The organism is Corynebacterium qintianiae, assembly GCF_011038645.2.
Lineage (GTDB): Bacteria > Actinomycetota > Actinomycetes > Mycobacteriales > Mycobacteriaceae > Corynebacterium > Corynebacterium qintianiae.
This window is the reverse complement of record NZ_CP064955.1, coordinates 999,261-1,025,930: the sequence shown is the minus strand read 5'-3', so window position 1 is coordinate 1,025,930 and position 26,670 is coordinate 999,261. Positions and strand designations below refer to the sequence as shown.

The 26,670-nt window shown below is 63.8% G+C and carries 25 protein-coding genes; 6 read left to right on the top strand and 19 right to left on the bottom strand.

The annotated features are described in order from the left end of the window. Positions 1-19 precede the first annotated feature (19 nt). The 12 genes from G7Y29_RS05080 to infC all read right to left on the bottom strand — a co-directional run bounded on the left by G7Y29_RS05080 (position 20) and on the right by infC (position 11,583). Positions 20-511, bottom strand: coding sequence for an arginine repressor (locus G7Y29_RS05080; RefSeq protein WP_165004787.1), 492 nt, complete (start codon positions 509-511; stop codon positions 20-22). Beyond that, on the bottom strand, positions 511-1,449 hold the full coding sequence (argF, locus tag G7Y29_RS05075; protein WP_165004785.1) for an ornithine carbamoyltransferase: 939 nt from the start codon (positions 1,447-1,449) through the stop codon (positions 511-513). Before argF ends, G7Y29_RS05080 begins: the two co-directional genes overlap by 1 nt. Beyond that, the gene (locus G7Y29_RS05070; protein WP_165004784.1) at positions 1,446-2,627 is read right to left on the bottom strand and encodes an acetylornithine transaminase; all 1,182 of its coding nucleotides are present in this window, start codon (positions 2,625-2,627) and stop codon (positions 1,446-1,448) included. The genes argF and G7Y29_RS05070 overlap by 4 nt, the downstream gene beginning before the upstream one ends. Beyond that, positions 2,624-3,565 carry an acetylglutamate kinase gene (argB, locus tag G7Y29_RS05065; RefSeq protein WP_165004782.1) on the bottom strand — a complete coding sequence of 314 codons (942 nt, stop codon included), beginning with the start codon at positions 3,563-3,565 and terminating at the stop codon, positions 2,624-2,626. Before argB ends, G7Y29_RS05070 begins: the two co-directional genes overlap by 4 nt. A 10-nt stretch (positions 3,566-3,575) precedes the next feature. Then, positions 3,576-4,748, bottom strand: coding sequence for a bifunctional glutamate N-acetyltransferase/amino-acid acetyltransferase ArgJ (gene argJ, locus G7Y29_RS05060; RefSeq protein ID WP_165004780.1), 1,173 nt, complete (start codon positions 4,746-4,748; stop codon positions 3,576-3,578). Positions 4,749-4,763: 15 nt separating this feature from the next. Beyond that, positions 4,764-5,807: an N-acetyl-gamma-glutamyl-phosphate reductase gene (argC, locus tag G7Y29_RS05055; protein ID WP_165004778.1), complete on the bottom strand. Its 1,044-nt coding sequence runs from the start codon at positions 5,805-5,807 to the stop codon at positions 4,764-4,766. Positions 5,808-5,843: 36 nt separating this feature from the next. Next, a complete protein-coding gene (pheT, locus tag G7Y29_RS05050) occupies positions 5,844-8,351 on the bottom strand; it encodes a phenylalanine--tRNA ligase subunit beta (protein ID WP_165004776.1) in 2,508 nt (835 codons plus the stop codon). A 33-nt stretch (positions 8,352-8,384) separates the two neighbouring features. Further along, on the bottom strand, positions 8,385-9,434 hold the full coding sequence (pheS, locus tag G7Y29_RS05045; RefSeq protein ID WP_165004774.1) for a phenylalanine--tRNA ligase subunit alpha: 1,050 nt from the start codon (positions 9,432-9,434) through the stop codon (positions 8,385-8,387). A gap of 40 nt (positions 9,435-9,474) precedes the next feature. Further along, positions 9,475-10,296 (bottom strand): TrmH family RNA methyltransferase, encoded by an 822-nt coding sequence (locus tag G7Y29_RS05040; protein ID WP_165004772.1) that lies wholly within the window; start codon positions 10,294-10,296, stop codon positions 9,475-9,477. A gap of 96 nt (positions 10,297-10,392) precedes the next feature. Then, positions 10,393-10,779 (bottom strand): 50S ribosomal protein L20, encoded by a 387-nt coding sequence (rplT, locus tag G7Y29_RS05035; protein ID WP_165004770.1) that lies wholly within the window; start codon positions 10,777-10,779, stop codon positions 10,393-10,395. Positions 10,780-10,836: 57 nt separating this feature from the next. Then, entirely contained in the window at positions 10,837-11,031 is a 195-nt protein-coding gene (gene rpmI / locus G7Y29_RS05030; RefSeq protein WP_165004768.1) for a 50S ribosomal protein L35, read from the bottom strand. 30 nt (positions 11,032-11,061) lie between these two features. Then, on the bottom strand, positions 11,062-11,583 hold the full coding sequence (gene infC / locus G7Y29_RS05025; RefSeq protein ID WP_165004801.1) for a translation initiation factor IF-3: 522 nt from the start codon (positions 11,581-11,583) through the stop codon (positions 11,062-11,064). A 335-nt stretch (positions 11,584-11,918) separates the two neighbouring features. On the opposite strand from infC, the gene G7Y29_RS05020 reads away from it, so the two are divergent. The 3 genes from G7Y29_RS05020 to G7Y29_RS05010 all read left to right on the top strand — a co-directional run bounded on the left by G7Y29_RS05020 (position 11,919) and on the right by G7Y29_RS05010 (position 13,997). Continuing rightward, positions 11,919-13,025: a sensor histidine kinase gene (locus G7Y29_RS05020; protein ID WP_249399817.1), complete on the top strand. Its 1,107-nt coding sequence runs from the start codon at positions 11,919-11,921 to the stop codon at positions 13,023-13,025. 109 nt (positions 13,026-13,134) lie between these two features. After that, on the top strand, positions 13,135-13,338 hold the full coding sequence (locus G7Y29_RS05015; RefSeq protein WP_165004766.1) for a hypothetical protein: 204 nt from the start codon (positions 13,135-13,137) through the stop codon (positions 13,336-13,338). Further along, positions 13,335-13,997, top strand: a complete 663-nt coding sequence (locus tag G7Y29_RS05010; RefSeq protein ID WP_165004764.1) for a response regulator — start codon at positions 13,335-13,337, stop codon at positions 13,995-13,997. The genes G7Y29_RS05015 and G7Y29_RS05010 overlap by 4 nt, the downstream gene beginning before the upstream one ends. Positions 13,998-14,026: 29 nt before the next feature. Here G7Y29_RS05010 and G7Y29_RS05005 read toward each other — a convergent pair whose 3' ends face one another. The 4 genes from G7Y29_RS05005 to uvrA form a co-directional block, all read right to left on the bottom strand. Then, positions 14,027-14,614, bottom strand: a complete 588-nt coding sequence (locus tag G7Y29_RS05005) for a hypothetical protein (protein WP_165004762.1) — start codon at positions 14,612-14,614, stop codon at positions 14,027-14,029. Next, a complete protein-coding gene (locus tag G7Y29_RS05000) occupies positions 14,614-15,186 on the bottom strand; it encodes a hypothetical protein (RefSeq protein WP_165004760.1) in 573 nt (190 codons plus the stop codon). The genes G7Y29_RS05005 and G7Y29_RS05000 overlap by 1 nt, the downstream gene beginning before the upstream one ends. 26 nt (positions 15,187-15,212) lie before the next feature. Further along, complete coding sequence (locus G7Y29_RS04995) at positions 15,213-16,508, bottom strand: hypothetical protein (protein ID WP_249399816.1); 1,296 nt, start codon at positions 16,506-16,508, stop codon at positions 15,213-15,215. A gap of 202 nt (positions 16,509-16,710) precedes the next feature. After that, positions 16,711-19,560: an excinuclease ABC subunit UvrA gene (uvrA, locus tag G7Y29_RS04990; RefSeq protein ID WP_165004758.1), complete on the bottom strand. Its 2,850-nt coding sequence runs from the start codon at positions 19,558-19,560 to the stop codon at positions 16,711-16,713. Positions 19,561-19,655: 95 nt separating this feature from the next. On the opposite strand from uvrA, the gene G7Y29_RS04985 reads away from it, so the two are divergent. From G7Y29_RS04985 to G7Y29_RS04975, 3 genes are all read left to right on the top strand, one after another. Then, positions 19,656-20,258: an MBL fold metallo-hydrolase gene (locus G7Y29_RS04985; protein ID WP_165004756.1), complete on the top strand. Its 603-nt coding sequence runs from the start codon at positions 19,656-19,658 to the stop codon at positions 20,256-20,258. Positions 20,259-20,323: 65 nt separating this feature from the next. Next, entirely contained in the window at positions 20,324-21,331 is a 1,008-nt protein-coding gene (locus tag G7Y29_RS04980; RefSeq protein ID WP_165004755.1) for a DoxX family protein, read from the top strand. A gap of 65 nt (positions 21,332-21,396) precedes the next feature. Next, positions 21,397-23,628: a HelD family protein gene (locus G7Y29_RS04975; protein WP_165004753.1), complete on the top strand. Its 2,232-nt coding sequence runs from the start codon at positions 21,397-21,399 to the stop codon at positions 23,626-23,628. On the opposite strand, the gene G7Y29_RS04970 is transcribed toward G7Y29_RS04975, so the two are convergent. The 3 genes from G7Y29_RS04970 to uvrB are packed head-to-tail and all read right to left on the bottom strand — an operon-like array spanning position 23,629 to position 26,657. After that, a complete protein-coding gene (locus G7Y29_RS04970; RefSeq protein ID WP_165004751.1) occupies positions 23,629-24,084 on the bottom strand; it encodes a universal stress protein in 456 nt (151 codons plus the stop codon). Between the two features lie 3 nt (positions 24,085-24,087). After that, positions 24,088-24,546 (bottom strand): universal stress protein, encoded by a 459-nt coding sequence (locus tag G7Y29_RS04965; protein ID WP_165004749.1) that lies wholly within the window; start codon positions 24,544-24,546, stop codon positions 24,088-24,090. 17 nt (positions 24,547-24,563) lie between these two features. Continuing rightward, complete coding sequence (gene uvrB, locus G7Y29_RS04960) at positions 24,564-26,657, bottom strand: excinuclease ABC subunit UvrB (RefSeq protein ID WP_165004747.1); 2,094 nt, start codon at positions 26,655-26,657, stop codon at positions 24,564-24,566. Positions 26,658-26,670 lie beyond the last annotated feature (13 nt).

Genomic DNA, 26,670 nt, shown 5'->3' with positions numbered 1-26,670 from the left:
GAAAGGGGCGGCGCGATACTCAGATAGACCCGCCAGGGATGAAGAGCTTTTCAGCAAGGTCCTTGCCCGTCGACGGATCACGGGCGAGGACGAAGATCGTGTCGTCGCCGGCGATGCACCCGGCGACCTGCTCGAGACCCACTCGGTCGATGTAACTCGCCAGGTATTGCGCCGCACCCGGTGGGGTGCGAAGCACCGCCATCGGCCCCGAGTGGTCGACGGAGACCACGAGTTCCTCAATCATGCGGCGAAGCTTCTCGCGGGCACCGGTCACCGTGTGCTCGAAGGAGTTCACATCCGAGCTGACGGTGTAGAAGGAACGCCCGCCATCGGCGGGCCGGATCTTCTTGGCCCCCAGCTCGTCGAGGTCACGCGACAAGGTCGCCTGGGTGATGTCGATGCCCTCGTCGTTCAGCAGCTCGGAGAGCTGTACCTGCGAAAAGATTCGCGCGGTGCTCAGAATCTCCATGATCCTCGCCTGCCGGGCTGTGCGGGATACGGGCACCGCCATCATTGGTTCTCCAAAAGCCAGACAAGCAGCGCCTTCTGGGCGTGCAGGCGGTTCTCCGCCTCGTCGAAGACGCGTGACGCGGGGCCGTCGATCACCTCGGCGACGACCTCGTTGCCACGGTAGGCCGGTAGGCAGTGCAGGAAGGTGGCGCCCTCGGCGGCGGCATCCATGACCGACTCCGTGACCTGGTACGGAAGGAACGGGGTGCGACGGTCCTTGCCGTCGTTTTCCATTCCCATCGATACCCAGGTGTCTGTGATAACAACATCGGCGCCGGTGGCAGCGGAGATGTCCGAGGTCACAGTGACAGTCGCTCCGGTCTCTGCCCCGCGCGCCAGGGCGCGGTCGACGAATTCAGGGCGAGGGAGGAAGCCCTCGGGGCCGATGACGGTGATGTCCATCCCGGCGGTGGCGAAGCCGATCATGTACGAGTTGGCCATGTTGTTGTCGCCGTCACCGAGGTAAACGGCCTTCCTGCCTCGCAACCCAGCCGGCCCTGCCTCCGGGCAGAGGTTTTCCACACACGTCTGCAGGTCCGCGAGGATCTGGCAGGGGTGCAGATCGTCGGACAGAGCATTGACAAGCGGCACGGTCGTGGTTTCGGCCATATCGAGAAGGTTCTGGTGAGCGTAGGTGCGCCATACGATCGCCTCCACGTAACGCGAGAGCACGGCGCCGGTGTCCTGGTAGGTCTCTCCCTTACCCATCTGTGAGCTACCGGTTTCGGTCACGATCGCGTGCCCGCCGAGCTCCGCGATGCCCGCGTCGAAAGAGAATCGCGTGCGTGTCGACGTCTTGTCGAACAGCACCGCGACAGAAAGCGGGCCCTCCAGCGGACGGCGCGAGAGCGGCGCCTGCTTCAACTCCGCCGCGAGCGCTAGCACCTCGGCCTGTTCCGCAGGCGTGAGGTCGTCGTCGGCGAGGAAATGTCGGGTCATAGTTGTGTTCCTCCTTCGGTGGTGCGGATTGCAGCCGCGATGCGGCTGACGGCTTCGCAGATTTCTTCGTCGGTAATAACCAACGGCGGTGTCAGGCGCACGACGCGTGACGACGGCGCATTGAGAATTACGCCGTAGTCCAACCCCGCTGCGACAACCTCCTTGGCGACGTCGCGCTCGAGCACGACCCCGAGCATGAGTCCTAAACCGCGGACCGATTCAACGCCGCTGACCTGCTCGAGCAGCTCACGCAGCAGCTTCCCTTTGCGGGCTACGTCGTTGATGAACTCGTTGTCGACAACGCTGAGCACCGCGAGTGCCGCCGCGCACACGACGGGATTCCCGCCGAACGTGGTGCCGTGCGATCCAGGCGTAAAGAGACCCGCCGCCGGGCCCCGGGCGATAACGGCACCGATCGGCAGGCCGCCCCCGAGGCCCTTGGCCATCGTGACAACATCCGGTTTGATGCCCGCGTGCTCGAAGGCGAAAAAAGCTCCAGTTCGGCCGACACCTGTCTGCACCTCGTCGACAACCATGAGAATTCCGTGGGTATCGCACAAGTCGCGCACTGACTTCAGGAATCCCTCTGGCGCGGGGATGACACCCGTCTCCCCCTGCACCGGCTCGAGAATGATCGCGGCGACGGAGCCGGGATCCATCTCCACCAGCGAGCGCATGTAGTCGACGTCACCGTAGGGGTAAAACTCCACCCCTGAGGGCAGCGGCTCGAAAGGTGCCCGTTTCGCCGGCTGGCCAGTCAGCGCCAGCGAGCCCATGGTGCGGCCGTGGAAACCGTGGTGCGCGGCGAGAACTCTGCGGCGCCCTGTCAAGCGAGCGAGCTTGAAGGCGGCTTCGTTCGCCTCGCCGCCTGAGTTGCAGAAGAACACCCGGGCGCTGGCGTCGTCAAGTGTTTTCGCGAGCTCGCCCGCGAGCCGAACGGAGGGCTCGGACGCGAAGAGGTTGGAGACATGGCCGAGCGTCGAAACCTGGCGGGTAACGGCCTCGACGATGGCTGGGTGGGCGTGGCCGAGCGCGTTGACGGCGATGCCGGCGAGCATGTCAATGTGCTCGCGGCCCTGCGCGTCGGTTACTTTCGCCCCTCGTCCGGAGACGAGTTCCACGGCAGGGGCGCCATAGTTGTTCATGAGCACCGAGGACCAGTTGTCGCGCGCGTTCACTGCTCGTCCTTTCTGAAGACCGTTCCGGCCGGGTAGGTTGCCGCGTCGTAGTTGTCGGGCAGCACCATCGTTCCGATACCTCCCATGGTCAAAAGCTCGAGCAGGACGGAGTGCGCGATGCGGCCGTCGATGACGTGCGCGGCTTTGACTCCCCCGCGCACGGCGGTCACGCAGGCCTCCATCTTCGGGATCATCCCGGAATCCAGCTCGGGCATCATCTTCTCCAGGTCGGACAGTTCGAGCTTGGACACCAGTGAGTCCTTGTTCGGCCAGTCAGTGTAGAGGCCCTCGACGTTCGTGAGCACGACGAGCCTCTCGGCGCCGATCGCTGCAGCGAGGGCCCCGGCTGCTTCGTCGGCGTTGATGTTGTACATGTTGCCGTCGTCACCGGGGGCGATGCCGGAGACGACGGGGATGCGCCCGGCCTCGATGATGTCCATGACGGCGGAGGGGTCGACGTCAACGATCGTTCCCACGAGCCCGATGTCAAGCTTCTCGCCGCCGAGATCGACGTAACGCTTCTCGGCGGTGAACAGGCCGGCGTCCTCACCGGACGTGCCCACCGCGTACGGGCCGTGGGAGTTGATCTTGCCCACCAGATCGCGGCCGACCTGGCCGAAGAGGACCATGCGCACAACGTCGAGAATCTCAGGCGTGGTCACGCGGAAACCACCGACGAACTCGCCCTCGTCGAGACCGAGGCGGGTGAGCATTGCGGAGATCTGCGGGCCGCCGCCATGCACCACGACCGGTTTGGCACCGACGGTGCGCAAGAAGACCATGTCGGAGGCGAACGCCATTTTGAGCGACTCATCGATCATCGCGTTTCCGCCGTACTTGACCACGACGATTTTGTCGCGGAAGTGCTGGAGCCATGGCAGGGCTTCAGCGAGGACGTGCGCACGGTCCTCACTGCTTAAGCTGCGGGTGGGTGACACAGATGCTCCTTTACGTGCTGTAAGCCGAGTTGATTTCTACATAGGCGTGCGACAAGTCCGTCGTGCGGACGGTGGCCCTGCCGGGTCCACCGGTGCCGAGGTTCACGCGTACGTCGATGTCTGGGCCGGAGAGATCGACTTCGCGCGCACCGGGCGCACCGGTGGAGTTCACGCACACCGGGTGCGAGTTGAAATACACGGAGATCTTCTCGGGGTCCATGTCCGATTCGGCCATGCCTACTGCGGCGAGCGTGCGGCCCCAGTTCGGGTCCGAACCAAACATGGCGCACTTGAACAGGTTGTCCCGGCCAAGGGTACGGGCGGCGTTGAGCGCTTGCTCGTCGTTGGTCGTGCCTTCGACCGTGATGGTGACGCGCTTGGTCACGCCCTCGGCGTCGGCCTGCATCTGTTCGGCCAGGTCCGCGCACACCTCAAGAATCGCTGCGTCGAGATCCTCCTGGGACGGGCGGACACCGCTCGCGCCGGACGCCATGACGACGACGGTGTCGTTCGTTGATGTGGAGCCGTCAATATCGAGCGTGTCAAAGGTGGCCTTCGTTGCCCTGCGCAGGGCAACGTCGAGAGCCTGCGAGCTTGCCGACGCGTCCGTGGTCACGCACACCAGCATTGTCGCGAGCGACGGCGCCATCATGCCGACTCCCTTGCCCATCGCCCCGACGCTCCAGCCGTCGCGATGTGCGACAGCCTGCTTAGCGACGGTGTCGGTGGTCATGATCGCCTCAGCGGCGGCCGGCCCGTTGTCGCCTGCGTTTGACGCGAGGCCGCTGGCGAGCTGGGCGATGCCCTCGCGGATCGTGGCCATCGGTAGAACGTCGCCGATTAACCCGGTGGAACACACTGCGACGTCACCCTCGTCTATGTCAAGAGCGCCCGCGACAAGCTGCGCCTCCTCGCGGGCGTCGCGGTCGCCCTGTGCGCCGTTGCATGCGTTGGCGTTACCGGAATTGAGAACCACCGCCTTCAGAGTGCCGTCGCCGACCGCCTCACGTGTGACCTTGACCGGGGATGCGACCACGCGGTTGCGCGTAAACACAGCTGCGGCGTTGAATTCGGGGCCCTCATTGAGCACCAGCGCCATGTCCGGCTTGCCGGAGGCCTTGATACCCGCGGTGGTGGCCGCGGCGCCGAAGCCTGCGGGGGCGGTTACTCCTGTGTGCGTCATATCTGTCCAGCTCTCCTACGGCGCGACGGCGGCGGTGGGCAGGCCAGCGGCCTCGTCCCACCCCAGCGCGATATTCATGCACTGCACGGCTGCGCCGGCGGTGCCCTTGGTCAGGTTGTCGATAGCAGAGGTGATGAGGAGCTTGCCAGCAGCTTCGTCGACCTCGACCTGGATGTGGCACATGTTGGTACCCACGACGTTCTGGGTCTGCGGCTGGCTGCCGTGCGGCAGCACCCAGACGAACTGCTCTTCCGCATAAAACTCGGAAAACGCGTCATGCGCGGATTCCGTCGTCACTCCGGCCCCCACAGGGGCGGTGACGGTGGTGAGAATGCCGCGCGGCAGCGGCGCGAGAACGGGGGTGAAGCTTACGCGAACTTCGCCCCCGGTGACCGCGCGGAGGTTCTGCGCGATCTCCGGGGTGTGGCGGTGCCGGCCCGCGGTGTTATACGCCTTGAGCGACCCCATGGTCTCGGAGCCGAGCAGCGATACGGCAGCCTTCTTTCCGGCTCCCGACACGCCCGTAATGGAGACGATGCTCAGGTCGGGCTCGACGAGGCCGCCGGCGACAGCGGGAAGCGCGGCGAGTGTCGCGCCCGTGGGAAAACACCCGGGAACGGCCACGCGACGCGATGAGGCGATGAGCTCGCGCCGACCGGGCACCTCGGGAATGCCGTACGGCCAGCTTCCAGCGTGGTCGTTTCCGTAGTACTTCACCCAATCGGCCTCGTCCGTGAGGCGGAAGTCAGCGGCACAGTCGAGGACCAGGGTTTCCGCGGGCAGTTTGTTCGCTATCTCGGCAGAGTAACCGTGCGGCAGGCCAAGAAACACGACATCGTGGTCTGCGAGGGTCTCAGGGGCAGTCTTCTGGATCGTGCGGTCGGCCAGAGGGGGCAGGTTTGGCATGAGCGCCGCGACTTTCTGCCCCGAGTTGCTGTTGCCGGTCAACGCGCCGATCTCGAGCTCGCCGGAGTGGTAGGCGGGGTGGTTCAGGAGCAGACGGAGGATTTCTCCTCCGGCGTATCCTGTGGCACCTGCCACTGCTACTGTGAGTGTCATACCGGAAGCGTAACCGAATATGCACCTCCGCGCAATTTATGCACGCATGGAGGCGCCGAACTTCTGTTCCGCCACCTTAGCCGCATTGAGTCGCGCGGCGGATGCCTCGTCCTCGGTCAGCGTGCGGTCGCCGGCGCGGAACACAAGCCCGAAAGCGAGAGACTTTTTGCCCTCGCCCAACTGCGCGGAGCGGTAGACGTCGAAAAGCTTCACACTTTCGACGAGCCCGCCCGCCCCCTCCTCGACGGCCAGACGCACCGATTCGGCGGCGACGCCCTCGTCGACGACGAGCGCGATGTCCTGGTTCAACGCCGGGAACGACGACAGCACAGGGGCAGGGATTTTCTCGTCGAACTGAAGAGCCGTCAGGTCGATCTCCATGGCGCAGGTGCGCGGGGGCAGCTCGAGCGTGTCAAGGACTTCTGGGTGCAGCTCGCCGGCGTAGCCGACCGTCTCGCCGCCGACTCTCAGCGCGGCGCAACGGCCCGGATGCCATGGCCGCTCAGACGCGGCCTCGACAACAAGCTTCACGCCTGCAGCTTGCGCAACCACCCGCGCCGACTCGATCGCGTCAGCCCAAGAGTAAGCGCGCCCCTTGCCCCACGGGCCTTCGAGCTCCCAGTTGCCCGATGCGACGGTCGCGGCGTGGAGGTGCTGCTGCGGCAGGGAGTCGACGAGCTCGCGGACCGCTGACTCGTCCGGGCGCGTCTCAACACTCGGCATCGGCGAGACGTCCGCCCGCGCGAAGCTGACCTGCGCGACCGAATACAGCGCCAAGTCGTTACGGCCGCGGGCGACGTTGCGCCCGACGGCCTCCAACATCGACGGCAGAACAGTCGTGCCCAGAATGCCGTAATCCTTGTCCAGCGGGTTCTGGACCTTGACCGTCCTGCGGCGCGCGTCGTCGGCATCGAGACCCCACACATCGAAGGTGTCGTTCGCAATGAACGGCGTCGGAATCACCTCGACGTAGCCCGAGTACGCCAGGGCGTGCGTCGCGGCACGGCGGCGGCGCTGCACCGGCGAGAGGCCGCGTCCGCCGCGCGGGGCGGGCAGCACCAGCGGGATGTCGTCGAGGCCTTCGAGGCGAACAATCTCCTCCACCAGTTCAACCGGCACGTTCAGGTCGGTGCGCCACGTCGGCGGCAGCACCGTCACGGTCTCTCCCCCGCCGTCGACACGGCAACCGATCTCCTCGAGGCGGCGCACGACCGTCTCGCGCGAGTACTCAACACCGATGAGCTCACCCGGACGGGAGACCGCCATCTCGATGGCGGGTCGCGCGGCCACCTCACCGATAAGCGTCCGTTTGTCCACGATGGCGCCACCGGCGACGTCGGCGAGAAGGGCGCATGCCACGTCGAGGGCGACCTCAACGAGAGCGGGGTCGACGCCGCGCTCGAAGCGTCGAGAAGCTTCAGAGCTCAGCTTGTGGTGTCGCGCGGAACGGGCGACGGTGAGCGCATCCCACGTCGCGGCCTCAAAGTAGACATTGACGGTCTCCTCCGAGATTTCGGAGGTGGTCCCGCCCATGATTCCGGCGAGCGACTGGATCCCGTTGTCGTCGGAGATGACGACGTCGTTCGGGGTGAGCGTACGGGTCGAGTGGTCGAGCGTCTCGAACGTCTCACCGCCCGCGGCGTTGTGCACGCGGAGATTCCCCGCGACCTTGTCGGCGTCGAAGGCGTGCATCGGCTGCCCGAGCAGAATCATGACGTAGTTGGTCACGTCGGTCGGCGCGTTAACGGAGCGGATGCCGGAAAGCATTAGCTCCCGCTGCATCCAGAACGGTGCCTGGGCCGCCGGGTCGATTCCCTCGACCTTGCGCAGTCCGAACCGTTGGGCCTTCGTGGACTCCTCGAGCGCGATCTGGATTAGGTCACCCGTCGGCGCGGGAACGCTGGCGACGTCGATGCCCGCGATGGAGGGCTCCTGCGCGACATCGCGGTAAGACAGGTCGAAGGCGGACGCGACCTCGCGAGAGAGGCCGCGCGCGGACAATGCGTAACCGCGGTCCGGGGTGATGTTGACCTCGAAGACGGTGTCGTCGAGCTGCAGCACCTCCCTCGCGTCCTCACCGGGTTGAGCGGTACCTTCCGGAAGGGTGATAATGCCGTCGCTCTTCTGCGTCAGGCCCAGCTCGGCGGCAGATGCCATCATGCCGTTCGAGATCTTGCCGTAGGTCTCACGCGCCGCGATGGCGAACCCTCCGGGCAGCACAGCACCCGGTAGAGAGACGACAACGAGGTCGCCCTGGGAGAAATTGCGCGCGCCGCAGACGATGCCTTGAGGCTCGCCGGTACCGTTCGCGTCAGCCACATCGACGTGGCAGTAACGGATCGGCTTCTTGAACCCTTCGAGCTCCTCGATTTCAAGCACGCGGCCGATTACGAGCGGGCCGGTGGTCTCTTCGATGCGGCCGTAGCCCTCGGTCTCGAAACCGACGCGCACGAACCCGGCGTCGAGCTCCTCGGGCGACACCGACCAGTTATCATTGCCGGCGTTACGCAGAAGGTCCGTAATCCAGTTCTGGGAAATCAGCATTATATGCTCCTCGTTATCTTTCTCAGTTGCCTTCTACGCCTGCACACCGAACGGCAGGGTGAAACGGACGTCGCCCTCTACCATGTCCCGCATGTCAGACAGGCCGTTGCGGAACTGCAGGGTGCGCTCGAGACCCATGCCGAACGCGAAACCCGAGTATTCTTCTGGGTCGATGCCTACGGCACGGAGCACGTTCGGGTTGACCATGCCGCAGCCTCCCCACTCGATCCAGCCCGCGCCGCCCTTCTTGTTGGGGAACCACACGTCCACCTCGGCGGAGGGTTCGGTGAACGGGAAATAGTTAGTTCTCATTCTCGTCTCGGTCTCCGGACCGAACAGCACTTTGGCGAGGTGGTCCAGGGTGCCGCGCAAGTGCGCCATGGTCAGGCCCTTGTCCACCGCTAGTCCTTCGACTTGGTGAAACACGGGGGTGTGGGTGGCGTCGAGCTCATCGGTGCGGAAGACGCGGCCCGGGCAGGCAATGTAAACCGGAACGTCACGCTCGAGCATGGTGCGGACCTGGACCGGGGACGTGTGCGTGCGCAACACTTGGCGTGAGCCCTCTTTACCGACGTAGAACGTGTCCTGCAGCGTCCGCGCGGGGTGGTCTGGGATGAAATTGAGGGCGTCAAAGTTGAAGTACTCCGCCTCCACCTCGGGGCCCTCGGCGACCTCCCAGCCCATGCCGAGGAAGATATCGGCGATGTGCTCCGACAGGGCGGTAATGGGGTGCATAGCCCCGCCCTGGTGGCGGGTGGTCGGGATGGTGACGTCGACGGTCTCATCCTTGAGCCGCTGCTCCCGGTATTCGGCCTCGCGGACCTCGCGCACCTGGGCGTAGAACTTCTCAACGCGACCGCGCGCCATATTCACCAGGCGGCCCGCGTCCTTGCGCTGGTCCTTCGGCAGCTGGCCGAGGGCGCGGCGCGCCTGCGGGATAAACGCCTGCTCCCCCAGGTGAGTTCGGTGCGCATCTTCCAGCGCAGCAAGATCCTCTGCCTGCTCGAAGGCGGCAATGGCGGCGTCAGCCGCGGCATTGAGCGCCTCCTCGGTCAGTTCTGGGGTTTCTGGCGTTTCGGACACGCTTGTCCCTTCCACTAGTCGCGACGGTTAAAGCCGCCCATCAGCTTACCCCCGGCTGGGACAAGGCCTTCGAGGACTCCCACATGCACATCGCGGCGGCGGTGGCAAGGTTGAGCGACTCGGCGTGGCCACGGATGGGGATGGAGACGCGGTAGTCGGCCGCGTCGATTAACTCCCGCGGCAACCCGTGGGCTTCGTTGCCGAACAGCCACGCCGTGGGTTGCTGGAGCATATCCCCCGCGGCGTCGAGGGAAACCTCACCTCCCATTGTCGTCGCGGCAATCTTCAGCCCCGCCGCACGAAGCTGCCCCATAACGTCCGCGATCTTGCGGCTGCGCGCCACCGGCAAATGGAACAGTGAGCCAGCCGACGACCTCACGGCCTTGCTCGACTCCGGGTCCACGGTGTCACCGGCAAAAATAACGGCATCGGCGCCGCACACGTCCGCAATACGAATGAGCGTGCCGGCGTTGCCCGGGTCGTTTGTCTCGACACACACGGCAACCAGCTGCGGGCCTCCGCGCAACGCCTGGCCCACCGACCACAGCGCGGGCTTGCACACAGCAAAAATACCCGTGGATGTCACCGTGTCGGACAGGTGGCGGGCGGCGGAATCGGTGATGGCGTGCGTGTACACCTCCATGTAACCCGCGGTGGTGACAATATCGGCAAACTCTCCCGCGGCGCTTTCCGTGACAAACACGTCTGTGGCCGCCCCCGTCGCAACAGCCGCCTCCACGGAGTTGGACCCCTCCACGATAAACTGCCCCGCCTTCTTCCGGGCGGCTGCCCTGTGCAGCTTCGCCGCATTAACGATGCGCGGGGTTCGTTCGGTGAAAGCCTGGGAGAAGTCGAGAGCCATGCCGCTAACGTTACCGAACCCCGAAGAACGCCAAACCCACCGCGGCGCGCTTTCCTGGAGGGAAGGCGCCGGGCGGGCGTCGAGAAGCGAAAAGCTCTAGGCGGCGTTAGCCGGAGCGTTAACGTCTTCCGGAAGAGCGTTCTTGGCAACTTCGCAGATCGCGGAGAAGGTTGCGAAGTCGTTAACGGCGAGCTCGGCGAGGATCTTGCGGTCGACCTCGACCTCGGCCAGCTTCAGGCCGTGGATGAGGCGGTTGTAAGTGATGTCGTTCATGCGGGCCGCAGCGTTGATGCGCTGGATCCACAGCTTGCGGAACTCACCCTTGCGCTTGCGGCGGTCGCGGTAAGCGTAGGTCTGGGAATGCAGCCACTGCTCCTTGGCCTTGCGGTACAGGCGGGAGCGCTGGCCGCGGTAGCCCTTGGCGGACTTGAGAATCGCGCGACGCTTCTTCTTGGCGTTAACTGAACGCTTGACACGTGCCATCAGTCAATACTTCCTTGTCTTAAATCGAGAATATGGTGCTTGATCAGGGCAGGTGTCTTACGCCTTGCCGAGGAGGCGCTTGATGCGCTTGGTGTCCGCCGGGGCGACGTCAGTGGTGCCGGAGAGCTTGCGGCGGCGCTTGGAGGAGAGGCCCTCGTTGAGGTGGCGCTTACCGGCCTGCTCGCGGCGCAGCTTGCCGGAGCCGGAAACCTTGATGCGCTTGGCGGTGCCCTTGTGGGTCTTCTGCTTCATTGTGAAAGCCCTTCGAGTCGAAAACGAAAACTACTTCTTAGCCTTGCGGGAGGGGCCGAAAACCATCGTCATGTTGCGGCCGTCCTGCTTCGGACGGGACTCGACCACTCCGAGCTCCCCGATATCGTCTGCGAGACGCTCGAGGAGGCGGTAGCCGAGCTCGGGACGCGACTGCTCGCGGCCGCGGAACATGATGGTGACCTTGACTTTGTTGCCCTTCTCCAGGAAGCGCTCAACGTTTGCCTTCTTGGTCAGGTAGTCGTGCTCATCAATCTTGGGCCGGAACTTCTGCTCCTTGACCACGGTCTGCTGCTGGTTTTTGCGGGCCTCGCGGGCCTTTTGATCCTGCTCGTACTTGAACTTGCCGTAGTCCATGATCTTGCACACTGGCGGCTTCGCGGTGGGAGCCACTTCGACGAGATCGAGGTCTGCTTCGTAAGCCAGCTTGCGGGCGTCGTCCGTGCGGACGATGCCAACCTGCTCGCCGGAGGGACCGACGAGGCGAACTTCGGGAACGCGGATGCGTTCGTTGATACGAGTGTCAGCGCTGATGAGAACTCCTAAGACTCTAGAGGGTTAAGGTTGATCGCTACCGAACCACCGGTGACGAGTTCTCCCACGCGAAAATCCCGCGCCATGAGAGATGGTCGCGGGAGTTCTTCCACATAACGCGGACGCTTATCGACGCCCGCACTACGCTTTACCCTTTACCAACCGGAATCGGCGGCCTGGGGTGGGAGTGACTCCTCTTGCGGCCCGGGACGCCAGACTTGCGACGACCCGAGCGGTAGTGCTCAACAGAGTAGCACGAGGGGTGGCTTTGCCACAAAACGCGTTCGCACTCCTGCGAGTCTGACTTGACGGCGGATGCGGGCTACCCTAGGCGCGTGGAAAATTCAGCAGCCTTTGGCCGCTCCGGCATCAATTGGAAAGTGGCTGCGATTGGTGTACTCGTCATCGCGCTCTCGCTGGCGATTTCCCCCATGGGTTGGTGGAAGCTTGCGGCGAGCCTGCTGGCGGTGTTTGTACTCGCGCTGGCCCAGAAATGGCCCGTGGCGATGGGGTGCTTACTTGTGGGCCTGTTCGTCTGGGCGGCCGCGGTGGAAGAGATTCGCAGTCTCATTGTCATATTCTCGGCACCGTTCTTAGTTGCGTTGGTGGCGCTCTCCGGTCACGCTCGTGCCGCGGTTGTCTTCGGCCTTCTGTTCACGTACATCACCACGACAAGCCCGTTCACCGGGCAGTGGTTCCCTTATGACTTCACTGGGGCGTTCATCTACGCAACGACAGTCGGCGCGGGGCTTTGGGGCGGCATTTACTACCGCCGCCAGCGACTCCAGCACGCCACCCATCAAGAGCATCTGCGGAGGGAGATGGAGGAACGCCGTGAGAGGTTGAGCCGCTCACTCCATGATTCGGTAGCGACTACTCTCACGTCGGTCGTGATGCGCGCCGAAACGCTCGGGCTCACCTCGACCCACGACCCGGAGATTGGCAGGACGGCTGAGCTCATCGCGGACGAGACCCGCCAGGCGATGCAAGAGGTGAGGCATCTCCTCCACTTCATGCAGGACGAGGAGTTAGAAGATTCTCCGTCGATCAACCGCACGATTAAAGACCAGTTCAGTGTGACTTCCCGGTTGCTTCGCAGCCACGGTTTTGCTGTCCACGGGGATGAGACCGCGAGAGAATGCGCATGGTCGTTCCCACCCGGGTTTGAACAAGTATTCGCCGAGCTGGCCACAAATGCGATCAAGTACGGCGAACCTGGATCCGTAATACATCTCACTGTTGAGCAAACAGGAAGCGGCATCAGTTGCACCATGGCCAACTCGGTACGAGCCAGCCCCTCCCCTACCCATATGTCTTCGGGCCTGGGTCTCAGCCAAACCCGCCACTTGGTGTCCAAACACCGGGGATCCATGACCGCAGGGCGGAGAAACGGGCAGTGGGTCGTCGAATTTTCCATTCCTTTGAGCGAACTCCGGCGTTAGACCCGAACGGGTGGGTACTTTGGTACCCAATTCGGACCCCGGTTACGCATAGACCGCTCTGGCGGACGAAGATACTATTCGTCGTGTACATCGTTTGGAAGGAAACGCCGTGAAGAATCGCCTCGCCACCGGCCTCACTGCCGCCGTTTTGACCCTGAGCGCTTTCAGCTCCATGCCGTCCGCTCACGCGCAGACGGTAGCCTCCGATGATTCAACGCCGAACATCGGTTATTACTCCGCCATGAGCGACATTCTTTCGTGCACCTACTACCCCATGCGCCCGTGGTGCCCTAACGCCTCCCGCTACGCATGAGCCAACGCATTAACGTTCTTCTCGTTGATGACAATCCGCTAGTCCTCAGCTCATTCCGCCACTACTTCGGCACCACAGACGACATTCACGTGGTCGCCCAGGCGGCCAACGGCGAGGAAGCCCTTGCTCAGTTAGAGCAGCACGACGTCGATGTCGTGCTGGCCGACATTCATATGCCGACGATGGACGGGCCAACGCTGCTCGAACACATCAACCAGCTCGATACCCACCCGATCTTCATTGCGGTCACGGCATTTGACTCAGATCGCACAATGGTCCGCATTATTCGCAACGGCGGGGCAGGGTACGTGCTTAAAAGCGAGAAGCCGAAGATGCTTATCGACGCCGTCCGCGCCGCCGTCGACGGCGGGATGGTCGTCTCGCCGCAGGCGATGACTCGCTTGGCTACGCACCTGAGAGATGACCACCAAAGCTCGCATGTGGACCCAATCGACGAGGCACTCAAACTCCAGACGCTGACCAAGTCGGAGAAGAAAGTCTTGGTGCTGTTGTGCCGGGGAATGTCGAACTCTGAGATCGCTCACGACCTCGCGTACTCCGAATCCACGATCAAGAAGTACGTCTCCAACATCATGGAACAGTTCGGGGCCACCTCGAGGTTGAACCTCGTGGTGAAGGTGCTCAACGCCGAGTATTAGCGGCTTTCAAGCACCTTCACCCCGCAGGCTCACCCGAACACAGGTGCTGTGTCCTCGCGCAGTTCCGAGTACCGCGACTCTGGCACCGTTGCCGAGTATGGCTTGCCCTCAGCTACCCATTGCTGGTCTGCGGAGCAGCGGACATTTTGCGCATCCGTGTCCAGCATCATGAATCCCCACACGAGCTTGCCCTGGCGTCCTGCACCCAGTTCATAGGGCCCAACGGTCTCACCCACGGACCAGTGCTGAACGCGGACGTAATTCAGTCCGTATGCGGTGGCTAGGTAGCGTTCTATCTCCCCCTTGGGCTGGATCGTTGCGGAGATTCGCAGAGTCGTGGTCCTCGCCAGTGTGACCGTATGCGTGACTGGCACCGCGAAATCGTTCCGGTTCGCGACGCTGGCGGCGTCCGTCTGGTCGAACCACCGCCGCTCCGCGGTGACGTAAATCCCACCCTGACCCGGCGTGCTGCACCGGCTGCCGGGTTTGTAGTCGTCGTTCCATCGCTGCGGGAGGATGTACTCCGCCGGCCCGTTGGTTTCAGCGTGGGCCACAGGCTGCAACAGCGCAGAGGCGGCTGCGACGGCGATGAGGCACGATGAGAGTACTTTGCGCATTAGTCGAACCTGATGTTCTGTCGGGTGCTGATCTCCACGTGGCGCTCGGCAGGCAAGGTCGCCGTGAATGTCTGGCCGGTGCCGTGCCAGGTGCGGTCGGTGCCGCAGACGGTTTTCTCTCCGAAGAAGTCGGAAACGACCCAACCCGCGCGCATTACGGCAGTGGTGCCGGGGGCCACGTCGTACGGCCCGACAACTTCGCCCACTTCGTAGGACGAGGACTTGGAGTAGCTGGTGGAGAAGGAGATCTTGATCAGGTCGAGAATCGGGAAGTCGACACCGGCGGAAACCTTCCACTCAGAAGTCTTCTTCTCCGTGATGGAGCGGGTCAACGGGATCGGAGTCGAGTTGTAATTAGAAACGGTCCAGGTGCCGGCCGAGGAGTCAAAGTAGGTGCGGTCAATCTGGATCGTCTGTCCGGTGTCACCGGGATTCGAGCACACGGCTCCAATCGTGGTCGGGTTAGCGGTACCCATGTCACGGACGGGTAGCGCGGTGGCGGGGGCGGCGGTGAGGCCAGCGGCAACGGCGAGGGTCGTGGCAGCAATCGCTGCCCGGGTGGCGATCTTCATGTGAGGTTCTCCTTGTGGTGGATCCGTTAGTAGTTGGTTTGGGTTGGAACGGGTAGCTGCGCCAACTCGTGGGGTGTGACGTCGACGGTTCTGGTGGTGCCGTCGGCTGACGTGATTGTCGCCTCTGCCCAGAAACCGGCAGGAGCGCTTCCGACCGGTTTTTCGACAACTCGGTCGTATTTCCGGTTTGCCCCCGACGCGCCGCAGGAGTATTCCGAGAACTGCACGCGCATCATGGTGGTTCCGTATTCGACTCGCACCCGCTCCCCCGGCTGGAGCTGGATGGGGGTGAGAGCGGTGCCGACCGGCATGTACGCGCGGTAAACCGCGCCGACGGATTCCAACCACCCTTCGGGGAGGAGGCCGCCGTTGCCCCGGTAGTTCATTTCGATGTTGTACTGCGCACCCACGACATTGTCCACAACAGGCGTGTAGGTCTGCTCCCCTTCCGACCAGTTCAGGAAGTCCTGGGAGTACCCGGGTTTGCGGTACGTCGGGGCAATTGCGTGGATCTCGTGCGGGTACCACCGCGGGTAGGCGGTGTCGCACACGGAGCTGAACTCGGGCCAATCCGGGTCGCGGAGCGGTGTGGTGACAGGCTGGACGATACGATCTTGTTTCTCGTCCGCGATCTTCTCCAGGCTGGGACCCGTTATTGCATTGTAGGGCAGGTCGACGGGCTTGCTATTTGCTCCCTGAGCGCGGGCGGGAATGTTGAGGGCTTGCGGGTCGACGCTTCCGTCAGCGCGGATAATGTTGGCGAATGCGTAGCGCTCTGCCGGGCCCGTGCCCCGGATAACGTTCGCTCCGGCAGTATTCCGATAGACCCCGTCCTCGCAGGACACCATCATGGCGATGAAGTCCTTTTCCAGGACACCGAACTCCACCCGGAATGACTCCCCGGGCGCAAGCGTAATCGGGCCGAAGGTCTCTCCCTGAACCCAGCCGTTGTCGGTCGTCAGGCCGATATCGGAGCGAGCGGTGGTGCTCCACCCCGACGGCAGCTCGGCCTTCGAATTGGCGGAAATGACGTGGTTGGTGCCACTCTCCACCTTCGCCGAGTACTTCACGGGCTGGCTCGTGGTGTTCTTGAATTCGACGACTCCGTCGCTCAAGTAGCGTCGCGCGGTTTCCCCGTAATGCCAGTTAGGGTAACCGTCAGCCTGAGCCAGTTCTGGCGTGCATTGCGTATACAGATCCCTGACGGGGTATCCCTGCGGCATGGGCGGGACCGTCGTGGCACTCGCAGCCGCCGTCCCGGCGCCCATGGCCGCCGCTGCGGTTGCCGCCGCGACGGCCAAAGACATCATTATGTTCTTCATGGCGTTTCCTCTGTCCACGTGTCAGTTCCTGAACAGAGGTTATGAACGATCTGAACCCTGGCAAAGTGTGGTGAGCGAACGTGTACGAAAGTTGCCTTTTGCATGCGAGATCCCGGGGTGGGCGCTGAACTCGGCCGGGAACCCCTGTTGCCACCTCGGTGTCTACCTTCGTCTCCACCCATCCGGGCGGGACCGGCTGCGTCTACAGAACCTGCTTGAGGAATTCTCCGGTAAACGAACCCGCGACCTGCGCCACGTCCTCAGGAGTGCCTTGGGCCACGACGGTTCCGCCTCCGGAACCGCCCTCCGGGCCCATGTCGATGATCCAGTCCGCGGACTTGATCACGTCGAGGTTGTGCTCGATGACGAGGACCGTGTTGCCCTTGTCCACGAGCCCGTTGAGCACCATCATCAGCTTGCGGATGTCCTCGAAGTGAAGGCCTGTCGTGGGCTCGTCCAGAATGTAGATCGTTCGGCCGTTGGAACGCTTCTGCAGCTCAGCGGCGAGCTTGACGCGCTGCGCCTCGCCGCCCGAGAGCGTGGTGGCGGCTTGGCCGAGGCGGACGTAGCCGAGGCCGACGTCGACAAGCGTGCTCAGGTATCGGTGGATCGACGTGATCGGCTCGAAGAACTCAGCGCCCTCCGAGATGGGCATATCCAAAACTTCCGCGATGTTCTTGCCCTTGTAGCGCACCTCCAGGGTTTCGCGGTTGTAGCGCGCGCCTTCACACACCTCGCAGGGGACGTAGACGTCTGGCAGAAAGTTCATTTCGATTTTGATGGTGCCGTCACCGTGGCAGGCCTCGCACCGCCCGCCCTTAACGTTGAAGGAGAATCGCCCAGCCTTGTAACCGCGGACCTTGGCCTCCTGAGTTTCGGCGAAAAGGTTGCGGATTTTATCGAAGACACCGGTGTACGTTGCGGGGTTGGAGCGCGGGGTGCGGCCGATTGGGCTTTGGTCGACCTGAACCAGCTTGTCCAGGTTGTACAAACCCTCGATCTTTTTGACTCGTCCGGGCACTTGGCGGGCGCCGTTGAGCTGATTCTGCAACGTCTTGGCAAGGATTTGGTTGACCAACGTGGACTTGCCTGATCCAGAGACTCCCGTGACGGCAACGAGGACTCCGAGCGGAATGTCCACGTTGACGTTGTCCAAGTTGTTCTCGCGCGCCCCGACGACCTTCAGAAGGCGGCCCCTGTCCGTTTCGCGGCGGCGTTCCGGGACCGCGATCTCTTTGCGGCCGGAGAGATAATCACCGGTGATGGAGTTCTTGGCCTTCAAAATTCCCTTGGGTTCACCTTGGTAGACCACTTCACCGCCGTACTCGCCGGCGCGCGGGCCGACGTCGACAAGCCAGTCAGCCTCGTTGATGGTGTCCTCGTCGTGCTCGACCACGATGAGGGTGTTGCCCAAGTCGCGCAGCTTCTTCAAGGTGCGGATAAGCCGTAGGTTGTCGCGCTGGTGCAGGCCGATGGACGGCTCATCGAGCACGTAGAGCACGCCCGCGAGGCCGGACCCGATCTGTGTGGCTAGCCGGATGCGCTGCGCCTCGCCTCCAGAGAGGGTTCCTGCGGAGCGCGACAGGGTGAGGTAGCTCAACCCAACGTCCAGAAGAAAGCGCAGACGTGCCTGGATCTCGCGCAAGACCGCGCCGGCGATCATCTCCTCGCGATAACCCAGGACGAGGTTGTCTAGGTACTCGGACGCGCCTTCGATAGATAGGTCCGCGAGGCCCGCGATTGATAGCTCGCCGTGCGTTGACGACGCAAGCCGCACCGCGAGGATCTCCGGCTTGAGGCGCGCCCCCTTGCACGTCGGGCACGGGATCTCGCGGGTGTAGGCGAGGAGCCTGTCTTTCTGGTGGTCCGACTCGGCCTGCTCCAATTTGCGCTCGAGGTAACCGATCACGCCCTCGTAGGCGGCCGTGAACCCGCGCTGGCGCCCGTACCGGTTCTTGTACTTCACGCTTACCTCAGTAGACGAACCGTGGATGAGGTGCTTCTGCTGGGTCTTGGTCAGCGAGCTGAACGGCGCACCGGCGTCGAAGTTTTCCTCCTTCGCTAGCGCCTCGATGAGCTTGACAAAATAGCTCTTGTTCGGAGAGGAGTTCCACGGCTGGAACGCGTCGACGGCCGGAGCATCGGGGTCCGGGATAATGAGATCGATGTCGACTTCCTTGCGGGTGCCCAGCCCGTCGCAGGCCGGACAGGCACCGAAAGGAGCGTTGAAGGAAAACGCGCGCGGCTCATACTCCTCTACGTCAAGCGTGTGGCCGTTCGGGCACGCCATCTTCTCCGAGAAGATCCGGTAGCGCTCCGGATCGGATTCATCTACGTCGACGAACTCGAACACCACCAGGCCGTCCGCCAGCTTGAGCGCCGTCTCCACGGAGTCGGTGAGCCGCTGCTTCTGGCTCTCCTTCACCTGCAGGCGGTCGACGACAACATCGATCGTGTGCTTGACCTGCTTTTCTAACTTCGGCGGTTCGGAGAGCTGGTACGTCTCACCGTCGACCGTCACGCGGGAATAACCCTGCGCGCTTAGGTCGGCGAAGAGGTCGACGAACTCACCCTTGCGCTTGCGCACGACGGGGGCGAGAACCTGGAACTTGGTGCGTTCCTCGCGCTCGAGGATCTGGTCGACGATCTGCTGCGGCGTCTGGCGGCTGATCTCGGCGTCACACACCGGACAGTGCGGCGTGCCGGCGCGCGCGTAGAGCAGACGGAGGTAGTCGTAAATCTCGGTGATGGTGCCCACCGTCGAGCGCGGGTTGCGGTTTGTGGACTTCTGGTCGATGGACACGGCCGGCGAAAGCCCGTCGATGTAGTCGACGTCCGGCTTGTCCATCTGCCCGAGGAACATGCGCGCGTAGGAGGACAGCGACTCGACATAGCGGCGCTGGCCTTCGGCGAAGATGGTGTCGAAAGCGAGCGAGGACTTACCCGATCCCGACAGGCCGGTGAACACGACCATTTTGTCGCGCGGGAGGTCGAGGTCGACTCCCTTGAGGTTGTGCTCGCGCGCGCCGCGCACTGTCAGACGGTCAGCCACCTGTGTTTATCCTTCGTTTCGGTTAGATAGCAACAGTCTCCGAACATACCAGCGAGAAGGGCGCACCCGCTAAGCGCTTGACTACCCTGGGGCGCATGGCTGACGAATTCACCCTGCACCACATTTCCGTTTCCGACATGGACAACAACGTCTATTTGCTCGCGGCAGGAGGCAAGGGGTTGCTTATCGACGCCGCCGCCGACGCCCCGGCCATTCTTGACATGGCCAGGTCCGCCGGCGTCGAGATCACGGATGTGCTGACCACTCACCGCCACTCCGACCACACCCGCGCCCTCGCCGAGGTGCTGCAGCGCACCGGTGCACGCCATTGGGCATCCCATCTGGACGCCCCCGCGCTTCCTGCGCCCGTCGACAAAGAGCTGGGTGACGGCGACGCAGTGTTCTTCGCAGGCCGGAGCCTAGACACGATGATCTTGCGCGGGCACACGCCGGGCGGTGTCGCGGTCGTCGCCAGTGTCGACGGAACACCCAACGCGTTCGTCGGCGACTCACTCTTCCCGGGCGGGCTTGGCAAAACCGCCGGAGAAGGCGAGTTCACCCGCCTCTTCAACGACGTCAAAACAATGCTTTTCGACGCCTACCCCGACGCCACTGTTGTTCGCCCCGGCCACGGTGAACCCACGACCCTGGGCGAGGAGCGGGGTTCCCTCGACGATTGGTGGCAGCGACGCTGGTAGCCGTTTTTGTTTAGACTTGTGGGACAAGCAACTCAAAGTTACGAATACGAAGAAGGACTGTTTCTATGATTCGCAAGCTTGCACGCCCGATGCTCGCATCCGTTTACGTGATCGACGGTGTCGAGACCGTGGTTAACCCGTCCGCGCACCGCGAGAGCGCTGAATCCGTTCTGAAGAAGCTGCGTTCCGTCGTTCCGGCTCCCTACCGCGCCTACTTGCCGTCCTCCCCGGAGACCGCGGCGCAGGTTGTAGGTGGCGTCAAGGCTGGCGCTGGCTCGCTGTTCGCCCTCGGGAAGGCGCCGCGCACCGCGGCGACACTCCTCGCCGCCACGGCGATTCCTTCTGTGATCGGCCGCCACGCCTTTTGGGAGGCCACCAACGAGGAGGAGAAGACCCGCCGTCGCAACGGAGCGGTCACCGATGTCGCCCTCCTTGGCGGAATCCTCCTCGCCTCCGTCGACACTGCCGGCAACCCTGGCCTGCAGTGGCGCGCGAAGAACGCCGCTCGCGTGGCCAAGAAGAACGTCCAGCAGGCCCTGCCGACCCAGTCGGAGTCCGAGAAGGCACTGAACAAGGCCGGCAACTGGATCTCCGATACCGCTGACCAGGTCACCTCCTACGTCGGTGAGAACAAGGACGACTGGGCGAAATCCGCGACCGCACTGGCCAAAGATGCCAAGAAGCAGACCTCCAACTTCATCTCCACCGCCGGGGACTGGATCGAAGATGCGACGGATCAGGCTCAGGACGCCTACAACGACGCGAAGCCGAATAAGGTGCAGCGGTTCGTGGCGAAGCGCAAGGCGAAGTCTTCTGCAAACGACATCGTAGACAACCTTCAGTCCACGCTCGAGGGCCTCTCCCCGTCCGCTCTGGACAAGGCAAAGGCGAAGCGCAAGGCCACTAAGCTGCAGAACCGCGCTCAAGACGCAGTTTCCAGCCTTCAGGGTGCGTTCGACGATCTCGATCTGGCACCTTCCAAGCGCCAGCAGCGCAAGGCCAAGAAGAACGTCAAGCAGTTGCAGAAGCGCGCTGAGAAGGCCGTCAAGCAGGCACAGAAGAAGCTCAGCTAGTTTTATTGCACGCATTACACCCCGCCACCGCGACTTCGCGGAGGCGGGGTTTGCCCGTTGGTAGAATGGCCCTTTCCGATTTTGTAGGAGGTTCACGGGTGAGCGGTTCGCTGGAGATCGAGCGGGAGCAGGCCCATGCGGACATGCTTTTCTCGCGCCTCGACACCGAAGTGGCCGCCGCGCGTGCCCAGCTAGAGGACGTCCAGGCCGATGTTGATCCCGACAATCCCGATCCGGACGCGTTGGTGCGTCGCGAAACGCAATACCACGCGCTGAACGCCAAACTGGACACTCTCAACGTCGCCGAAGTGGGCCTCGTGTTTGGCCGCCTGGACATCGCCGACGACGACCCGGACAACCCCGTCGGGGGCCGGCCCGACCTCGACCGCCGTTACATCGGCCGCCTGGGAATCGAGGACCGCGCCGACAACTACCGCACGTTGCTGCTCGACTGGCGTGCTCCGATGGCCCGGCCGTTCTACCTTGCCACCACCGCGCACCCGGAGGGGGTAGAGATGCGGCGCACGATCCGCATGCGCGGCCGCTCGGTAACCGCTGTCGACGACGAGGTGCTCTCCGGTGAAGCCGCCGACGGCCGCATGTCAGACGTGGGCTCGGAGGCAGCACTGCGCCGCGCGATGAATGCCGCCCGCACCGGCCGGATGCGCTCCATCGTGGAGACCATCCAGCGCGAACAGGACGAAATCATCCGCGACCCCACCCGCGGAGTCCTCATCGTCCAGGGCGGACCGGGTACGGGCAAGACTGCCGTCGCGCTGCACCGCGTGGCGTACTTGCTCTATACCTGGCGCGAGCAGCTCTCGCGCACCGGTGTGCTCATTATCGGTCCGAATGCGACGTTTTTGGACTACATCTCCCGGGTGCTGCCTGAGCTTGGCGAGACCGGCGTGGTTCTCGGGACCGTCGACACGCTCGTTCCGGGGTTCGTCCCGGAGGCCCGCCACGAGCCCGCGGCGGCGCGGGAGGTGAAGGGTTCGGAGGAGATGGTGACAGTGCTCAAGCGCGCGGTGCAGGCGCAGGAGACGGTGCCCGAGGCGGCGGTGGCGCTGCGGATTGGCTCGGTGACCATCGAGGCGACCCCGGCAATGGTCAGGGCCGCGCGCACCCGGGCGCGCCGTTCACGAAAACCCCACAATTCAGCTCGCCCGGTTTTCGCGGAGCACCTCACCCAGTCGCTCGCGCAAGCCCTGGCCAACCGCATCGGCGAGGACCCGCTGGGTGGCCCAAACCTGCTCAGCGCCGCCGACATCGACCAGCTCCACGACGAGCTCGCTGAGGAGCCGCAGGTGCACGAGCTTATCGACGCCCACTTCCCCCACCTCGAGCCCCTCGCGGTGCTAAACGGCCTACTGACCAGCAAGGAGGTGATCGCCGATGTCGCGGGGGACTACGACGACTACACCCGGGGGGCCTTGTACCGGCCCGCGGGCTCCCCGACAACGCCGTCGGACGCCGCACTCATTGACGAACTCGCGGAGCTTATCGGGCTCCCCGACCCGGAAACCAAGCGGCAGGAAGAGAGAGAAGAGTGGCGCGCCCTCGTCGCGGAAGCTGAGGACGCCCTCGACATCCTGACGTCGTCCGAATCGACCGACAATGACGACGACCAGTTCGAGGCGGAGATCCTCTCGGCCCACGACGTCATCGACGCCGAGACGCTCGCGCGCCGCCAGCGGGCCGTCGACGTGCGCTCCATCGCCGAGCGCGCACGCGAGGACCATACGTGGGCATACGGCCACGTCATCGTCGACGAAGCGCAGGAACTCTCGCCCATGGAGTGGCGCATGGTGTTCCGCCGCTCCCCCTCCCGGTGGATGACACTCGTGGGAGACACGGCACAAACCTCCGCACCCTCGGGCACCGACGACTGGGCGGCGTCGCTGGAGCCGTTCGTGGGCACGAGATACAAGGTTCACGAGCTCACAGTGAACTACCGCACGCCCGTGGAGATCATGGGGGTGGCCAACCGCATCCTCGCGCAGATCGACCCGGAGGCCAAGCCAGCGACGGCGATCCGCTCAACGGGTGAGGCGGTGCGCCGCTTACCTGCCGGAACGGATCCTGCGATCGCGGCGGCGGCAGAAGACGGCCGGACCTCGGTTACTATCACCGCCGAGAACGTCGCCGATATCAAGGGCCTCGAGTTCGACCACGTCACCGTCGTGGATCCGGGGGCGATCATCGGCGCGTCCCCCCAAGGCTGGCAGGACCTGTACGTGGCCGTGACCCGCGCGACGCAAACGCTGACGGTGATCGGGGAGCTCCCGCTGAGCTAGTTACTTGACGGTGTGGACGATCATCACGTCGCAGTCGGACTGCCGCGCGACATCCGCTGGCACCGAACCTAGCAATCTCCCAGTGAGCGTGTTGATGCCCCTGTTGCCCACAACCAGCAGGTCCGCATCGAATTGGTTGACGACGGCCATGAGCGCTTCCACCGGTGTGCCCGCGGCGGCTGCGATCTGCACCTTGCCCGCCCCGGCCCTGCGCGCATGGGACGCCGCGGATTCGAGGTTCGCGCGCGCCTGCTCGTCGCCGAGAATTGTCACCGAGTCCTGGCGCTGCGCTTTCAACGCGTCCTCCTTGGACTCGTAGAACGCCGTCGCGATGATCAGCTCGGCGTTGAAGGCAGCGGCGATCCGGGCGGCGCGCTCGACCGCGAGCAGGGACGACTTCGAGCCGTCGCTGCCCACGACAATAACGGAGTAATCGATGTCCGTGCCTGCCCCCATGGTCTAGTGGTGCCCCTCGGCCCGCGTATCCACCAGGACGACGTCGACCGGTGACTTCTTGGCCACGTCCCCCGGGATGTTGCCGAAGATCCTGCCTGCAAGGCTGCGCATGCCCTTGTTGCCCACGACCAGCAAATCCGCACCGTATTCCTGCACCGCCTCGACGAGCACGTTCGCCGGCATGCCTGGCTTGGTCACGAGGTTAACGCGCGGAGCCTGCTCCTCCTTCGCTATGGCTTCTGCGGACTTGAGGATGCGGTCGGCGTCGTCGTCCGTGACAATGTCCACGCGGGACAGCTCGGCGTTGCTCGAGTTCAGCAGCGATGTGTTTGCGCTGTAGTGGGCGCAGATCACGGTGAGGTCGGCGTCGTACACCCGCGCCATGCTGGCGGCGGCGCGGACCGCCATGAGCGAAGTCGCGGACCCGTCGGTACCCACTGCGATAGAAGAATAGGTGTGCATATCAGTCAAATCCTCTCTTAAACTCCAACCTCTTTCATACCACGCAGCTCCTTGCGCAGATCCGCAATCTCATCGCGCAAGCGCCCGGCCAGCTCGAATTTGAGCTCACGGGCGGCTTCTCCCATTTGCGCGGTTAGGTCGTCGATAAGCTTCTGCACGTCTTTGGACGTCATCGAGGTCACATCCGGCTTCTCGACGACCGCCGCCTCCCCGCCGCGGGCACCGTCGCTGTCGGCGTTTTCGTAAACCTGGTCGAGGATGTCGGCGATCTTTTTGCGCAGCGGTTGCGGGTCGATGCCATGTTCGGTGTTATAGGCGATCTGCTTCTCGCGGCGCCGCTCCGTCTCGTCGATAGCGTCGCGCATGGAGTCGGTGACCCTGTCGGCGTACATGATCACGGAACCGGACACGTTGCGGGCCGCGCGGCCGATGGTCTGGATGAGCGACTTCGTGGAGCGCAGGAAACCCTCCTTGTCGGCATCGAGGATTGCCACGAGCGAGACTTCCGGTAGGTCGAGGCCCTCGCGCAGGAGGTTGATTCCGACGAGCACGTCGTACTCGCCGAGGCGCAGCTGGCGCAAAAGCTCCACACGCTGCAGGGTGTCAATGTCCGAATGCAGATAGCGGACCTTGATGCCGTTGTCCAGCAGGTAATCCGTCAGGTCCTCCGCCATGCGTTTTGTCAGGGTGGTCACCAGCACGCGCTCGTTCTTCTCCACGCGCTGGCGGATCTCCTCGATGAGGTCGTCGATCTGCCCCTTCGTGGGTCGGACGTCCACCTGCGGATCCACCAAGCCCGTCGGGCGGATAACCTGCTCGACGTATTCGCCGCCGGTGGCCTCAAGCTCGTAGTCACCCGGGGTAGCCGACATGTAGACCACCTGGCCCATGCGCGACTCGAACTCGTCGAACGTCAGCGGCCGGTTGTCCACTGCGCTGGGCAGGCGAAACCCGAACTCCACCAGGTTTCGCTTCCGCGACATGTCTCCCTCGAACATGCCGCCTATCTGGGGGACGGTGACGTGGGACTCGTCGATGATGGTGAGGAAGTCCTCCGGGAAGTAGTCGATCAGCGTCGCGGGCGCGGAGCCGGCCGGGCGGCCGTCCATGTGCCGCGAATAGTTCTCGATGCCAGAGCAGAAACCGACCTGCTGGATCATCTCCAGGTCGTACTCAGTGCGCATCCGCAGGCGCTGCGCCTCAAGCAGCTTGCCCTTGTTCTCCAGCTCCTCGAGCCGGTCCGCAAGCTCCAGCTTGATTGCCTCGATCGCCTTTTCCATCCGGTCCTCCGTAGCCACGTAGTGGGTGGCCGGGAAAATGCGCACCTCCTCTTCCCTGCTCAGTACGTCACCGGTGAGCGGGTGGATGTAGTAGAGCTCATCGACCTCGTCGCCGAAGAACTCCACGCGGACCGCCACCTCCTCATAGGCGGGGATGATGTCTACCGTGTCGCCTTTGACGCGGAATGTCCCTCGCTTGAAGTCAATGTCGTTGCGTTCATACTGGACGTCGACAAGCAAGCGCAGGAACCGGTCACGCTCGACCTCCTCCCCCTTGCGCAGCACGACGGAGCGGTCGAGGTAGGACTGCGGCGTACCCAGGCCGTAGATGCAGGAGACCGACGCCACCACCACCACGTCGCGGCGCGAGAGCAGCGCCGAGGTGGCCGAGTGGCGGAGGCGCTCGACGTCATCGTTGATCGAGGAGTCCTTCTCGATGTAGGTGTCCGTCTGCGCGATGTACGCCTCGGGCTGGTAGTAGTCGTAGTACGAGACGAAGTACTCTACGGAGTTGTTGGGCAGCAGCTGGCGCAGCTCGTTCGCCAGCTGCGCGGCAAGGGTCTTGTTCGGCGCCATTACCAGGGTGGGCCGCTGCTGTTTCTCAATCAACCACGCCGCGGTCGCCGATTTACCGGTGCCCGTCGCGCCGAGCAGGACCACGTCCTTCTCGCCGCGGGACAAGCGCTTATCAAGCTCCCGGATTGCAGCCGGCTGGTCGCCCGAGGGCTGAAACTCCGAAACCACCTCGAACGGCTTCTCCCGGCGTTCGATCTCACCGACCGGGCGGAACTCGGAGTGGGCGATGACGGGATGTTCAGCAGCGAAAGCCATGCTAACAGTCTAG

Coding starts and splice junctions, on each gene's coding strand:
- G7Y29_RS05080 (WP_165004787.1), bottom strand. CDS start 511: ATGGCGGTGCCCGTATCCCGCACAGCCCGGCAGGCGAGGATCATGGAG.
- argF (WP_165004785.1), bottom strand. CDS start 1,449: ATGACCCGACATTTCCTCGCCGACGACGACCTCACGCCTGCGGAACAG.
- argJ (WP_165004780.1), bottom strand. CDS start 4,748: ATGACGCACACAGGAGTAACCGCCCCCGCAGGCTTCGGCGCCGCGGCC.
- argC (WP_165004778.1), bottom strand. CDS start 5,807: ATGACACTCACAGTAGCAGTGGCAGGTGCCACAGGATACGCCGGAGGA.
- pheT (WP_165004776.1), bottom strand. CDS start 8,351: ATGCTGATTTCCCAGAACTGGATTACGGACCTTCTGCGTAACGCCGGC.
- G7Y29_RS05040 (WP_165004772.1), bottom strand. CDS start 10,296: ATGGCTCTCGACTTCTCCCAGGCTTTCACCGAACGAACCCCGCGCATC.
- rplT (WP_165004770.1), bottom strand. CDS start 10,779: ATGGCACGTGTCAAGCGTTCAGTTAACGCCAAGAAGAAGCGTCGCGCG.
- rpmI (WP_165004768.1), bottom strand. CDS start 11,031: ATGAAGCAGAAGACCCACAAGGGCACCGCCAAGCGCATCAAGGTTTCC.
- G7Y29_RS05010 (WP_165004764.1), top strand. CDS start 13,335: ATGAGCCAACGCATTAACGTTCTTCTCGTTGATGACAATCCGCTAGTC.
- G7Y29_RS05005 (WP_165004762.1), bottom strand. CDS start 14,614: ATGCGCAAAGTACTCTCATCGTGCCTCATCGCCGTCGCAGCCGCCTCT.
- G7Y29_RS05000 (WP_165004760.1), bottom strand. CDS start 15,186: ATGAAGATCGCCACCCGGGCAGCGATTGCTGCCACGACCCTCGCCGTT.
- G7Y29_RS04995 (WP_249399816.1), bottom strand. CDS start 16,508: ATGAAGAACATAATGATGTCTTTGGCCGTCGCGGCGGCAACCGCAGCG.
- G7Y29_RS04985 (WP_165004756.1), top strand. CDS start 19,656: ATGGCTGACGAATTCACCCTGCACCACATTTCCGTTTCCGACATGGAC.
- G7Y29_RS04980 (WP_165004755.1), top strand. CDS start 20,324: ATGATTCGCAAGCTTGCACGCCCGATGCTCGCATCCGTTTACGTGATC.
- G7Y29_RS04975 (WP_165004753.1), top strand. CDS start 21,397: ATGGCCCTTTCCGATTTTGTAGGAGGTTCACGGGTGAGCGGTTCGCTG.
- G7Y29_RS04970 (WP_165004751.1), bottom strand. CDS start 24,084: ATGGGGGCAGGCACGGACATCGATTACTCCGTTATTGTCGTGGGCAGC.
- G7Y29_RS04965 (WP_165004749.1), bottom strand. CDS start 24,546: ATGCACACCTATTCTTCTATCGCAGTGGGTACCGACGGGTCCGCGACT.
- uvrB (WP_165004747.1), bottom strand. CDS start 26,657: ATGGCTTTCGCTGCTGAACATCCCGTCATCGCCCACTCCGAGTTCCGC.